At 30.3% G+C, this 13,534-nt stretch carries 14 protein-coding genes; 5 read left to right on the top strand and 9 right to left on the bottom strand.

Translation table 11 applies throughout. The features are described from left to right. Position 1: 1 nt before the first annotated feature. From J3359_RS00305 to J3359_RS00320, 4 genes are read right to left on the bottom strand one after another with little or no spacing between them, the layout of a single operon-like run. A complete protein-coding gene (locus J3359_RS00305) occupies positions 2 to 490 on the bottom strand; it encodes a SixA phosphatase family protein (RefSeq protein WP_208078698.1) in 489 nt (162 codons plus the stop codon). A gap of 35 nt (positions 491 to 525) precedes the next feature. After that, entirely contained in the window at positions 526 to 1,173 is a 648-nt protein-coding gene (pdxH, locus tag J3359_RS00310) for a pyridoxamine 5'-phosphate oxidase (protein ID WP_208078699.1), read from the bottom strand. Between the two features lie 11 nt (positions 1,174 to 1,184). After that, the gene (locus J3359_RS00315) at positions 1,185 to 1,610 is read right to left on the bottom strand and encodes a thioredoxin family protein (protein ID WP_208078701.1); all 426 of its coding nucleotides are present in this window, start codon (positions 1,608 to 1,610) and stop codon (positions 1,185 to 1,187) included. Positions 1,611 to 1,612: 2 nt separating this feature from the next. Next, the gene (locus J3359_RS00320; protein WP_208078702.1) at positions 1,613 to 3,067 is read right to left on the bottom strand and encodes a sodium:solute symporter; all 1,455 of its coding nucleotides are present in this window, start codon (positions 3,065 to 3,067) and stop codon (positions 1,613 to 1,615) included. 183 nt (positions 3,068 to 3,250) lie between these two features. Between J3359_RS00320 and recR the strand changes: the two genes are divergently transcribed. Further along, a complete protein-coding gene (gene recR / locus J3359_RS00325) occupies positions 3,251 to 3,868 on the top strand; it encodes a recombination mediator RecR (protein ID WP_208078703.1) in 618 nt (205 codons plus the stop codon). Between the two features lie 151 nt (positions 3,869 to 4,019). Here recR and J3359_RS00330 read toward each other — a convergent pair whose 3' ends face one another. From J3359_RS00330 to J3359_RS00350, 5 genes are all read right to left on the bottom strand, one after another. Further along, complete coding sequence (locus J3359_RS00330) at positions 4,020 to 4,595, bottom strand: CopD family protein (protein WP_208078704.1); 576 nt, start codon at positions 4,593 to 4,595, stop codon at positions 4,020 to 4,022. Positions 4,596 to 4,860: 265 nt separating this feature from the next. After that, positions 4,861 to 5,877, bottom strand: coding sequence for a ferrochelatase (gene hemH / locus J3359_RS00335; RefSeq protein WP_208078705.1), 1,017 nt, complete (start codon positions 5,875 to 5,877; stop codon positions 4,861 to 4,863). A gap of 104 nt (positions 5,878 to 5,981) precedes the next feature. Then, positions 5,982 to 6,590, bottom strand: coding sequence for an FEKKY domain-containing protein (locus J3359_RS00340; RefSeq protein WP_208078706.1), 609 nt, complete (start codon positions 6,588 to 6,590; stop codon positions 5,982 to 5,984). Next, positions 6,591 to 7,136 (bottom strand): TrmH family RNA methyltransferase, encoded by a 546-nt coding sequence (locus tag J3359_RS00345; protein ID WP_208078707.1) that lies wholly within the window; start codon positions 7,134 to 7,136, stop codon positions 6,591 to 6,593. Between the two features lie 50 nt (positions 7,137 to 7,186). Beyond that, the gene (locus J3359_RS00350; protein WP_208078708.1) at positions 7,187 to 8,071 is read right to left on the bottom strand and encodes a helix-turn-helix domain-containing protein; all 885 of its coding nucleotides are present in this window, start codon (positions 8,069 to 8,071) and stop codon (positions 7,187 to 7,189) included. Between the two features lie 205 nt (positions 8,072 to 8,276). Between J3359_RS00350 and hemA the strand changes: the two genes are divergently transcribed. From hemA to hemL, 4 genes are all read left to right on the top strand, one after another. Then, positions 8,277 to 9,512: a glutamyl-tRNA reductase gene (gene hemA / locus J3359_RS00355; protein ID WP_208078709.1), complete on the top strand. Its 1,236-nt coding sequence runs from the start codon at positions 8,277 to 8,279 to the stop codon at positions 9,510 to 9,512. 9 nt (positions 9,513 to 9,521) lie between these two features. Further along, positions 9,522 to 11,114 carry a hydroxymethylbilane synthase gene (gene hemC, locus J3359_RS00360; protein ID WP_208078711.1) on the top strand — a complete coding sequence of 531 codons (1,593 nt, stop codon included), beginning with the start codon at positions 9,522 to 9,524 and terminating at the stop codon, positions 11,112 to 11,114. Between the two features lie 82 nt (positions 11,115 to 11,196). After that, positions 11,197 to 12,162, top strand: coding sequence for a porphobilinogen synthase (gene hemB, locus J3359_RS00365; protein ID WP_208078713.1), 966 nt, complete (start codon positions 11,197 to 11,199; stop codon positions 12,160 to 12,162). 62 nt (positions 12,163 to 12,224) lie between these two features. Further along, positions 12,225 to 13,514, top strand: coding sequence for a glutamate-1-semialdehyde 2,1-aminomutase (gene hemL / locus J3359_RS00370; RefSeq protein ID WP_208080376.1), 1,290 nt, complete (start codon positions 12,225 to 12,227; stop codon positions 13,512 to 13,514). Positions 13,515 to 13,534 lie beyond the last annotated feature (20 nt).

The following is a 13,534-nucleotide window of genomic DNA, read 5'->3' on the forward strand; positions in this document are numbered from 1 at the left end:
TTTATTTATGATTTTTAGGAAATTCTATCATAAAAGTTTTTCCTCTTCTAATATTTTTCCAATGTTTTTCTTTAAATTGAATACCAATAATTCCGCAAGTGGTAACGTGTGCAATAGGTGTATTTCCAAATTCATTTACAAAGGTATTAATCCCATGATCGTGACTAAAAATAATGGCAGAGTTAAAGCCATCGTCTAAAGCATTTACCGTTTTTACCAAATAACCATCGCTAAAACTATATAATTGTCTTTTTATTTGAAGGTTTGCATGTGGGTAACCCAAGTTTTCACAAAAAATTACAGCAGTATGCAATGCTCTATTTGCACTACTTGATATAAAAACATCTGGTTTATCTATCGTTTTTGCTAAAAACTTAGACATTAAATGTGCGTCTTTTATTCCACGTTTTTTTAGGGGTCTGTCTATATCTTCTATTCCAGAGTATGCCCAAGAAGATTTTGCATGTCTAACAATATATAATGTTTTCATTTATAATTTAATTGTTGAAGCGTAAATATAAAAATTTATGGTGCCAATCGTTCTAATTTCCAAGAAAAATCTTCTTGCAGTGTATATCTAATTCTATCATGCAATCTATTAGGTCTTCCTTGCCAAAATTCTATGGAAATTGGTTTCACTAAATAACCTCCCCAATGTTTTGGTCTTGGAATTTCTTTTCCATCGAATTTTTGTTCTAAAGAAACTAAAGTATCTTCTAATTCTTTTCTTGATGATACTACCGAACTTTGGTTAGATGCCCAAGCACCTAATTTACTGCCATCTGGTCTCGATTCGAAATAGCCATCAGATAAATTTTCTGCTTGTTTTTCTGCTTTTCCTTTTATAATGATTTGTTGCTCTAAAGCTGGCCAGAAAAAAGACAGGCAAATATTGTTATTTGCTGCAATGGCTTTTCCTTTTTCGGAAGTGTAATTGGTATAGAAAATAAAACCCTCCCAAGTGAATTTTTTTAATAAAACGACTCTACTTTTTGGGAAACCATCTTTACCAACAGTGCTAATTGTCATTGCATTGGTTTCTTCTACAGCTTCAGATGCTTCTGCATTTCGAAACCAAGTTTGGAATAATTCCATCGGATTTTCTGGACAATTACTTTCTAAAAGCTCTTGCTTTTCGTAGGATTTTCGGTAATTACTTAAATCTTTCTGCATATTAAATACTGTTATTCAGAAATGTAAGTTTTAAATTTAGTTAACAAATCTCCAGGTTTTCTAACATAAGTAAAGAAACTTGCAATTTCTTCTCCATTTTTAATTAGTATAAACCTTGGGTTGATTTTTATTTTATATGTCTTTCTGGACTTTTGTATGTAAGATTGCCAGTCGACTTTTTCTTTATCTAAATCATCAAAAATTTTAACCATTATTAAGTCTTTAGAATATTTTATAAATTCAGGATTCGAATATTCATATTTTTCAACAGATCTGCAAGGCACGCATTTTTTAGCTCCAAAATATATAAATACAATTTTGTTTTGCTCTTTTCCTAATTTTAAGCCTTCTTCGATATTTGTAATCCAATTAATTTTTTCTTGAGATTGTACAGAAAATGATATGGCAAATACAAGTGTGAGAATTAAATTTTTCATTCCTATTTTTTTCTAATCAAATATAAACCAATAAAAGTAATTAGCCCATTTAAAGGTAAAATTTCCCAATGAAATTTATAAACTCCAATAATATTTTCAGGTAAAGATGTAATTACAAAGCTCACGATAATCGATAGCAAAGCAATAACCCATGCATATTTGTCTTTTATTTTATGTTTTGTAAGAATACCAAAAGCAAACAATCCTAATAATGGACCATACGTAAAAGTGGCAAATTTAAATAGGTTACTTACTACATTTCCTTCTAAATTGTTGAATAAAATAACCACTAAAATTAATAATATAGAAACCCCAACATGTACTTTTTTACGTAAGGGTTTTTGTTCTTCTTCTGGTCTTTCTTCAATTCCTAAAAAATCTACAGAAAAAGAAGTTGTAAGAGAGGTTAATGCAGAGTCTGCACTAGAATAAGCAGCAGCAATTAATCCAATTATAAATGTAATTGCAACTCCCAGACCCAAATTCTGATTCATAGCAATTTCTGGAAACAACAAATCTGTTCTCGTTTTTCCATTTACAATAGGTATTTCTAAACCTATTTTTTCTGAATAGATAAATAATAAAGCACCTAAAGATAAAAAGAAGAAATTTACAATAATTAATAAACTAGCCATTGTAATCATGTTTTTTTGAGCTTCTTTGTTGTTTTTACAGGTTAGGTTTTTTTGCATCATATCTTGGTCTAAACCAGTCATTGCAATGGCTATAAAAATTCCGCCAATAAAATATTTCCAAAAATATGTAGTGGCATTAGCATCGTCAAAAAAGAAAATTTGACCCTTTACTTTAAAATCATCAGAATTTAAAAACTCTACAAAAGACCAATTTAATTTGTCGTTTATTAAATAAATAGATAAGCCAACAGCCACTAACATTGCTAAGGTTTGTAGTGTATCTGTCCAAACAATGGTTTTAATTCCTCCTCTAAAAGTATAAATCCAAATTAATAAAATAGAAATAATTACAGTAATTTCGAAAGGAACACCAATTTCTTCGAAAACAATATATTGCATTGCCAAAGCCACCAAAAACAATCGAAAAGAAGCACCAGTAACTCTAGAAAGTAAAAAGAAAAATGCGCCTGTTTTGTAGCTTGTTTTTCCAAAACGTTGTTCTAAATATTGATAAATTGAAGTAATATTTAGTTTGTAGTAGAGAGGAAGTAGTATAAAAGCAATAACTAAATAACCGAAAAAGAACCCAAAAACACCTTGCATATATGCAAATTGTTGGCCAGCAACCATTCCTGGAACAGAAATAAAAGTCACCCCAGAAAGTGAAGCGCCAATCATACCAAAAGCGACTAAATACCAAGGAGAACTTCTTTTTGCTTTAAAAAAAACTTCGTTAGAATCGTCTTTTCCTGTAAAATAAGAGATGGTAATTAAAACTACGAAATAGGCAATAATTAATAAAAAAATATAAAGTGGTTGCATTTTCTAATTTAATTTTTGTGGTACGAATATAAGATTTTAAGAGAATAAGATTATAGAAAATAAAGAATAGAAGAAAGAAAAAAAATAAAAAGTAATTATTTATACAGCCTCACTTAAATTTGAGAGTGTCTTTTCTTTATTTTCTTTTCTCTTTATTCTTGTAAATCCGTAATTTCGCAAACTATGGATTTCTCATCAAAATTATTAGAAAATGCTGTAAATGAAGTTTCTCGATTACCAGGAATTGGTAAAAGAACAGCTTTGCGTTTGGTGTTACATTTACTAAAACAGCCAACAGACCATACAAAATACTTGTCGGAAGCTTTGTTACATTTAAGAAATGATGTAAAAACCTGTGAAAAATGCCATAATATTTCTGATACAACTTTATGCGATATTTGTAATAACCCAAAGAGAAAACCAGAGATTATTTGTGTGGTGGAAGATATTAGAGATGTAATGGCGATTGAAAGCACGTCTCAATTTAATGGATTGTACCATGTTTTGGGTGGAAAAATTTCTCCTATTGAAGGAATTGGACCACAGAATTTGCAAATAGAATCTCTTATTAATAAAGTTGAAAAAGGAGAAGTAAAAGAATTAATTTTTGCTTTAAGTTCTACTATGGAAGGAGATACCACTAATTTCTATATTTTTAAACAAATAGAAAAGTTCGACATTACAACCTCTACAATTGCACGTGGAATTTCTGTGGGTGATGAGCTAGAATATGCAGATGAGGTTACTTTAGGGAGATCTATTGTAAATAGAATTCCTTTTGAGCAAAGTATTAGAAGTTAAAAGAGTATTCAGTATTCAGTAGGCAGTTTGCAGTTGTTAGTCAGCTAAAAAATATAATTCCCAAATTCTACAAAATTTTCTTGCAAAGCCACAAAAACACATTTTTTTTGTTTTATTGTTGAGACTGAGGCTGCCAACTGAATACTACCAACTATTCCTCTTCTAAAATCTCACTTTCCGCTTTTTCCCAAGATTTTTTCTCACGAATTCTTTTGTAGAGTTTAATTCCTAACATCATTAAAATTCCGAAAAGAATAATGCCAATAACCCCCCAAATCCAATTAATGGCACTTTTTATAGTTACTAAAAAAACGATTGCAAATAAGATAATGGTAGAGATTTCGTTAAACACTCTTAGTTTAAAAGCGGAATATTTTACAATATCTTTTTGAAGTTTATTATAGATATCCTGACAAAAGCCATGGTAAAAATACAAAGCCAAAACAAAAGCCAATTTTACCAACATCCAAGGTTCTTGTAAATAAGACGGATTTTGATACAGCATCCAAAAAGCAAAAATACTCGCCAAAATAGCTGATGGCCAAGTAATAATATACCAAAGTCTTTTGCTCATTAATTTATACTGCGTCTGTAAAATAGATTTTGCAGGTTCTAGTTTAGTTTCGGCTTCTGTTTGATAAATAAACAAGCGAACGATGTAAAATAAACCAGCAAACCAAGTAACCACAAAGATAATATGTAGTGCTTTTATGTATAAAAAATCCATAATTTTGTTTTAACTTTCAAAGTTATTCTCGATACAATTTCGATGAAAAATCGAAATCACTCGAACTGACAGCGTGTAATCTTTGACTGAATATTGTTGATGTTTCTTTCGCAAAGATGCATAATTTTTTTAATTTGTTTACTGTGATTCTAACAAGCTCAACCTGTTATACTTTATATTAATTGTGTTTTTAACTTAAAAATCAAAACTTAGACATTCTAAAGTTGAAAACTGCGACTGCCAACTGAATACTGCCAACTAAATACTACTGCTTTTCCCATTCGTTAATCCACGAAACCATAACATCTACCCAATCGTTATTATCATTCATACAAGGAATATGTTTGTAATCTGTTCCACCAAATTTTAAGAATTCTTCTTTTCCTTCCATGGCAATTTCTTCTAAAGTCTCTAAACAATCTGCAACAAAAGCAGGAGTAATAACCGCTAACTTCTTTTTTCCTACAGAAGGAAATTTCTCCAACTCAAAATCTGTATAAGGTTTTAACCAAGGATCTTTTAACAAACGAGATTGAAAAGCATTGCTATACGTTCCTTCTTTCAATTTTAAGAATTTTGCAATTTCTTTTGTCGTTTCGAAACATTGGTGCCTGTAACAAGTGTGGTGAGCAACAGAATTACGTTCGCAACAAGAGCCATCTATTTTACAATGGCTGTTTGTTGGATCCGATTTTTTAATATGACGTTCTGGAATTCCATGATACGAAAACAAAATATGGTCGTAATCGAAATTTTTTAAGTGATTTGCAATATTATTACTCATCGCTTTTATATAATCTGGTTCATTATAAAAAGGAGGTAACACATCTAATTTTACATTTGAGTATTTTTCCGCCAAAATTTCTTCAGCTTTAACAACCACAGTTTCGAAAGAAGACATTGCATAATGAGGGTATAAAGGTGCTAAAAAGATTTCGGTTACACCTTTGTCAACCAGGTTTTTAATGCCTTTTTCCATCGACATAGAACCATAACGCATTGCCAGTTCTACAGGAATAGCTACTTTTTGTTTTACTTTTTCTGTAAATCTTTCTGAAATTACAACCAATGGAGAACCTTTATCCCACCAAATTTTTTGGTAAGCTGCTGCTGATTTTTTAGGACGAAAATTTAAAATAATTCCCTTTATTAAAACGTAACGCTTCCAATAAGGAATGTCAATAACGCGTTCGTCCATTAAAAATTCTTCTAAATATTTTTTAACATCTTTTGTTGCTGTAGAATCTGGTGATCCTAAATTATTTAATAATATTCCTTTCATAATAAGCCCATCTTAACCTTCCCAAAGGGAAAGAACTCTTGTGGATATTTTAATTAGTTGTTTTTTTTATTCTGAATTTGTCTTGAAATGTTTTTCAGTACTTTCTATTTGGTTATGTTATATCTATAATGATACCCAATAACATTATTATTTATTTTATCTAAATATTTTTTTTTACCTATAAGAAAAAGAAATTTAAACACTCTTTGATTGTAATCCAAATAACAATCATAATTAATGATTTCGCTTAATGGAAATTGAATGTATTCTATAAAATATTCTTTTTGTATTCTTCTATCTTTATCGGTTAGTTTTACTTTTTCATCTTCCTTGAAAAAATAAAGCTTCATTTTTCCTTTTTTAAAATCTCTTTTGACCAAAGATTTATTAACTTCACATTTTTCTGCTAAAGAAATAGATTTAGGTTTTTTGCGTTTTGTCCATTTAAATTTATAATCGAATTCTTTAAACTTTATGTTTCCATAATAAAAGAATAATTGATAAGATTCTTTTTTTATAGGTGTTTTAATTTCAAATTTTCCATCTTCTTTAATTTGAATATATTTTGAAGATGAATCTAATTTAACTAATAAATTAGGAAAAGTTTCATAAAAATTATCAGAAAAAAATAATTTACCTTTAATTAGAATTTCCTCTTGGCTAAAAGAAGTAAGAGAAATTAAAATAAAAAAAAGATACATAATAATTTTCATCTATTTTATGGTTCCAAGTTCCTTCCCTTTGCGAAGGTTAGGATGGGATTTTAACTGATTCGTAACTTCATAAAGCGTAATTGCCAAACTATGTATTACATTCATACTCGAATTTCTACCAAACATAGGTATAGCAACAGTGTAATCTACCAAATCTATATTTTCAATTCCGTTTCTTTCGCTTCCCAAAAGTAAAACGATTTTTTTGTGATTTTTAAATTCGAAATCTTGAATATTTATGCTTTTATCAGTAATTTCTATTCCTATAATTGTATTGCCTGCTGTTTTTAATTGGTTGATGATTTTTGTAAAATCGACATAAGTATCATACTTAATTTGATTTATAGTATTTCTCGCAGTTTTCTTAACAATTCTATTTTCTGTTGATGGAGAATTCTCATGAAAATAAATTTTCTCAACTCCAAAACTTTCTGAAATACGAAAACACATACCAATATTTTCTGGAGTTCTAATCGCGTCGCAAACAATAGTTATAGGAAATTGTTGTTGCTTGTTTTCGATGTCGTAATGTGTTAATTGTTTCAAATTTATAGTTTCAAAGTTTTCAAAGTTTGCAAACTGCGGCTGAAAACAGCCTACTGATTGAGGCTCATTACATATTTCTTAGGCGTCGTTCCAAACTTTTTTTTAAATGCTGCAATAAAATGACTTGCAGTGCTGTAGCCCACTTGAGCACCCACTTCGTTTACATTGTATTTATTACTTTCCAATAATCTTCTGGCATGTTCCATTTTATAATCAAATAGAAAACTATACACTGTATCTCCGTAAATTTGCTTAAATCCTTCTTTTAGTTTTTTAAGATTTAAGCCAATTTCGTTGGCCAATTCTTGCAAACTAGGTGGTTCTGCCATTCTGGAAATAATAATTTCTTTCGCTTTTCTAATTTTTAAAACGTTTTGCTCGTCAACCAAAAAAGGACAATACTCTGTATCTGTGTTTTCTTCATGATAAAAATGTAAACTCAGTAATTCGTAAACCTTTCCTTTTACATATAAGTCTTTTATAGAACTATTAATGTTAGAATTAATTATTTGTTGTAAAGCAATAAAAACGGTCGGTTTTATTTCAGTATCGTCGTAATATTTTTTGTTGCTATTTTCATCACTTAAAAAAGGAATGTAACCAGATTCTTTAGAAAATAAAGAATGAAATTTTTCAATAGAAATTAATAAAGATACTAAGGTTGTTTTAGGCTGAATCTCCAAGTTAATTGGCAAAGTTCTTTGAGGGTTATATAATAAAATAGAACGATTGTCTAAAACATCGAAAGAATATGAACTATCGTTAAAAAGGAATTTAGATTTTCCTCTTAAACAAAAATGAATCTGTATAAAAGTGCTATTTATTTCTCTCTCAAAACTTTTAACCTCTTTGCTTTCGTTCTGAAAATGAAGTACATAAAAACCTTTATCGAGAGTTATTTCTTCAAAAGTACTTTCTTCGACATTTTTAAACATATTATTTCCTTACTTTTAAATTTTTTTTATTTAGAATCATTCTATATTACAAAACAATGAATCCTTTCTGCTACTGCAAAAATAAGGCTTTTTGGCAATTTAATAGCAAATAAAATTGAAAAAACATTTATCGTTATTAAAAGTTCTTTAAGCGATACTTTTTTGTAAATGTAGTTTTTACTTTTGTAGCATCTTTTTAGATTTTATGAAAGCATTAGGGCAAGAGTACTTTTACAATATTGGCGTTAGTTACAAGAAAGCAGATGCAGAAATGCGTGGAAAGTTCTCTGTGTCTAAAGAAAACCAAACAGCACTTTTACAGTCTGCAAAAGAAAAAGGTATTTCTGGAATTTTTATAATTTCTACCTGCAATAGAACCGAAATTTTTGGTTTTGCAAACAGACCTTGTTTGTTAATAGAACTATTGTGCGATTTTTCTGAAGGAACAACAAAAGAATTCAATGCAATTTGTAGTATCAATAAAAACCAAGAAGCAATTAGCCATTTGTTTAGAATGGGCACAGGTTTGGAAAGTCAAATTTTAGGCGATTACGAAATTGTTGGTCAATTAAGACAATCTTTTAAATTAGCAAAAAGTTTAAACACCACAAATGCTTACATAGAACGCTTAGTAAATTGTGTTTTACAAGCAAGTAAAAAAGTAAAGAATACCACCAAATTAAGCTCAGGAACAACCTCTGTTTCTTATGCAGCTGTTCAATATATCATAAAAAATTTACCAGATTATAATTCTAAAAATATTTTGGTTTTTGGTTTGGGTAAAATGGGGAAACATACCTGTAAAAATTTAGCAGAATATACACAAAATAAATCGGTTTGTTTAATTAATAGAACAGAAGAAAAAACAACTGAATTTGTAAAAGAACACAAGTCCATTAGAAAATCTGTAATAGAGAAATTATCAACAGAAGTAAATAACGCAGACGTTTTAATTGTATCTACAGGTGCAGATAAACCAACCATTACAAAAAATAACATTTCAATAAATAAAGAACTGTTAATTTTAGATTTATCGATGCCAGAAAACGTAGCAAAAGATGTTACTGATTTTGATGGTGTTTCTTTGGTAAACGTAGATGAACTTTCTAAAATAACGCACGAAACTTTAGCAGTTCGTTTGGCAGAAGTTCCGGTTGCAGAAAATATTATTGAAACACATAAAACAGACTTTAACGCTTGGTTAAATCATCGAAGATTTACGCCTGCGATTGCAGTTTTAAAAGAATCTTTAGAGTCTATTAAAAATGATGAAATTAATTTTCAGAAGAAAAAAATTATCAATTTTGATGAAAATCAGGCAGAGATTTTAACTACACGTTTTATTCAAAAAATAACTACACAGTTTGTAAAACATTTAAAAAACGATGAAACTTCGGTTACAGAAAGTATCGAAGTCATCCAAAAAGTTTTTCAATCTTAATATAAAATCATGCAAAAAATAATAAGAATAGGAACTCGCACCAGCCAGTTAGCGCTTTGGCAGGCTAAAAAAGTACGCAAAGAACTAACAGAGTTAGGATACGAATCTGTTTTAGTTCCTATACAATCTACAGGAGATATAATTTTAGACAAACCCCTGTATGAATTAGGTATTATAGGTGTTTTTACAAAAAATTTAGACATTGCAATTTTAAATGGCGATATAGATATTGCAGTACATTCTTTAAAAGATGTACCAACAGCTTTACCAAAAGGCATTGTGCAAGCAGCAGTTTTAAAGAGAGGAAATTACAACGATGTTTTAGTTTTAAAAGATACAGAAGAGTTTTTTGGACAGCCAAATGGAATTATAGCCACAGGAAGTTTGCGGAGAAAAGCAATGTGGTTAAACAGATATCCAACACATAGAGTAGAAGATTTAAGAGGAAACGTAAATACTCGCTTAGAAAAATTAGAAAAAAGTGAAACTTGGAATGGAGCAATTTTTGCAGCAGCAGGTTTAGAAAGATTAGGTATAAAACCAAAAAATGTTATAGATTTATCTTGGATGGTTTCTGCACCAGCACAAGGCGCAGTTATGATTACTGCTTCAGAAAAAGATAATTACGTTTTAGACGCCTGTGAACAATTAAACCATCATGAAACAAAAGTATGTGTAGGTATAGAGCGTGATTTTTTAAGACTTTTAGAAGGTGGTTGTACAGCACCCATTGGAGCTTTGGCTTATGTAGATGCAAAAACCGAAGAAATACATTTTAAAGGTGTTTTGTTAAAAAAAGACGGCTCTAAAAAACTTACAGTAAACAAAACTGCAAGATTAGGAAGTCATAAGTTTTTAGCAAAAGACTGTGCAGATTATATTATCAATAGAGGAGGAAGAGAGATTATTTTAGAAGATATTGAAGGCGAATCTCCCGTGAAAAATAAAATATATTCTACGAAAAAGTTATCCGAAATTCAAAAGAAGACGTTGCCAAATTCAATAGGAGTTGAAGATAGCGATTTTATTAAAATTCGTTTTAATAGAATTCCCACAAAAGTGATGAAAACACCTCACGAAAATGTGGTTATTACGAGTCAGAATGGAGTAGAAGCGATTTTAAACTCTTTCACAAAAGACGAACTTAATTTCAAGAATATTTTTTGTGTAGGAAGAAGAACCAAAAAACTGATTGAAAAAAGAATCGGTAAAGTAACAAAAGTTGCCAAAAACGGATTAAAATTAGCAGAATATATTTCTAAAGAAACAGACGTTAAAGAAGTAACTTATTTTTGTAGCGACATAAGATTAGATGTTTTGCCAACCTATTTACAAGCGCATGATATTATTGTAAATGAAGTAGAGGCTTACAAAACAATGTTAAGTCCAGTAAAAATTGTAGATGATGTTTCTGGAGTATTATTTTATAGCCCATCTGGTATTGAAAGTTATTTAGAAGAAAACACAACAGATAAAACCGCTTTTTGTATTGGAGAAACTACAGCTGTAGAAGCAAGAAAACACTTTAAAGATGTAAAAGTTGCAAACATACCAGATGTAGAAAGTGTTTTGAATTTGGTAAATTCTCATTACTTAGAATAATTAGTAGTATCTCCTCGAGCGCAGTCGAGAGGTTTTATAAATTAGGTCTCGACTGCGCTCGACCTGGCATAAGCTAAAATTTATGTTTAGAACAAGAAGATTAAGAAAAACAGAAGGAATTAGGAGATTAGTAAGAGAAACCAAACTTTCTGTAGACGATTTTGTGTATCCACTTTTTATTGAAGAAGGTAAAAATATAGAAACAGAAATTGTTTCTATGCCAGGAATAAAACGTTGGTCTTTAGATAGAATTTCGAAAGAATTAGAAGAAGTTGTAGCATTAAAAATTCCTGCAGTTTTATTATTCGGAATCCCATCAAACAAAGATTCTGCAGGAACAGAGACTTGGAATGATAATGGAATTATACAACAAGCAGTTCGTTTTATTAAGAAGAATTATCCAAGTTTATATGTAATTACAGATGTTTGTTTTTGCGAATATACTTCTCATGGGCATTGTGGAATTGTACACAATAACGATGTGGATAATGATGCAACTCTTGTAAATATAGCAAAACAAGTAATTTCGCACGCAAAAGCAGGTGTAGATATGGTGGCACCTTCAGGAATGATGGATGGAACCATAGATATGATCCGTCAGTCTTTAGATAATTCAGGTTTTTTGAACTTACCAATTATGGCATATTCCGTAAAATATGCATCTGCATTTTATGGACCATTTAGAGACGCTGCAGATTCTGCGCCAACCTTTGGAGATAGAAGAACCTATCAAATGGATCCATCAAATAGAGATGAAGGAATGCGTGAAGCAACATTCGACGACCAAGAAGGAGCAGATATTTTAATGGTAAAACCAGCATTGTCTTATTTAGATATTATTCGCGATTTAAAAAATAATTTCGACAGACCCATTGCATGTTACAATGTAAGTGGAGAATATGCAATGGTAAAAGCAGCAACAGAAAAAGGTTGGATTGATGGTGAAAAAGTGATGCTAGAAAGTTTACTCTCTATGAAAAGAGCAGGAGCAGATATTATTATTACGTATTTTGCGAAAGAAGCAGCGAAGGTTCTGTTGAAACGTTAAATCGTTTAATTGTGTAACTGTTCAACAATTACACGATTAAACAAATACACAATTACACATTTATTATGTTCAAAAAATCAGAAAAATTATATAAAAAAGGATTAAAAAACTTGGTTGGAGCCGTAAATTCTCCAGTAAGAGCCTTTTCTTCAGTTGGTGGAAACCCGTTGTTTATTAAAAAAGCAAAAGGAACTAAAATTACAGATGTAGATGGAAATGAATATGTAGATTTAGTACTTTCTTACGGACCAATGATTTTAGGTCACAGACATAAAAAAGTGCAAAAAGGAGTAGACAAAGCCTTAAAAAATGGTTATTCTTTTGGAGCATCTACAGAAGCAGAAATTAAATTAGCAAAAATAGTTTGCGATGCTTTTCCAGGAATAGATAAAGTACGATTTGTAAATTCTGGTACAGAAGCTGTTTTAAGCGCAGTTCGTTTGGCGAGAGCCTTTACAGGAAAAGATAAAATTATTAAATTTTCTGGTTGTTATCATGGGCATCAAGATTCTTTATTAGTTGCAGCAGGTTCTGGTTTGGCAACTTTAAGTATGCCAGGAAGTAAAGGAGTGCCAGAAGGCGCAGTAAAAAACACGTTAATTGCAGAATACAATAATTTAGAAAGTGTAAAAGCACATTTCGAAAAATACGATGATATTGCAGGAGTAATTATCGAACCCATTTGTGGAAATATGGGTGTTGCCATTCCGCAAAATGGATTTTTAGTAGAATTAAAAAAATATTTAGAATCTAAAAACGCCTTATTAATTGCAGATGAAGTAATGACAGGTTTCCGTTCTAAATTTGGAGGAGCACAAGAATTGTTAGGTATTACTGCAGATATTACGTGTTTAGGAAAAGTAATTGGTGGAGGTTTTCCAGTAGGAGCTTATGGAGCAAGAGAAGAAATTATGCAAGAAGTTGCACCTTTAGGAGGCATGTATCAAGCAGGAACGTTAAGTGGAAATCCAATTGCAATGGCAGGAGGAATTGCAACTTTAACAGAATTGAAGAAACAAAATCCGTATAAAAAGTTCGAAGAAACAGGAAGCATTTTAGAAGTTATTTTATTAGAAACTGCTAAAAAATACAATGTAGATTTAGTGGTAAATAGATTTGGTTCTATGCTAAATCCTTTCTTCACAAATGTGGAAGTAACAAACTTTGAAAAAGCACAAACATCCGACACAGAAAAGTTTGCAGTTTTCTTTTGGGAAATGATAAAAAATGGAGTGTTTTTACCTCCAAGTCAATTCGAAGCTTGGTTTTTATCATCTGCCTTAAATGATAAGGATATTCAAAAAATAGCAAATGCAGTTGATAAAGCGATGGAAAAAGTTTCAACTATTTAAAATTATATTTTCAAATAAAC

Origin of the sequence: Polaribacter cellanae (assembly GCF_017569185.1) — a bacterium.
Classification (GTDB): domain Bacteria; phylum Bacteroidota; class Bacteroidia; order Flavobacteriales; family Flavobacteriaceae; genus Polaribacter; species Polaribacter cellanae.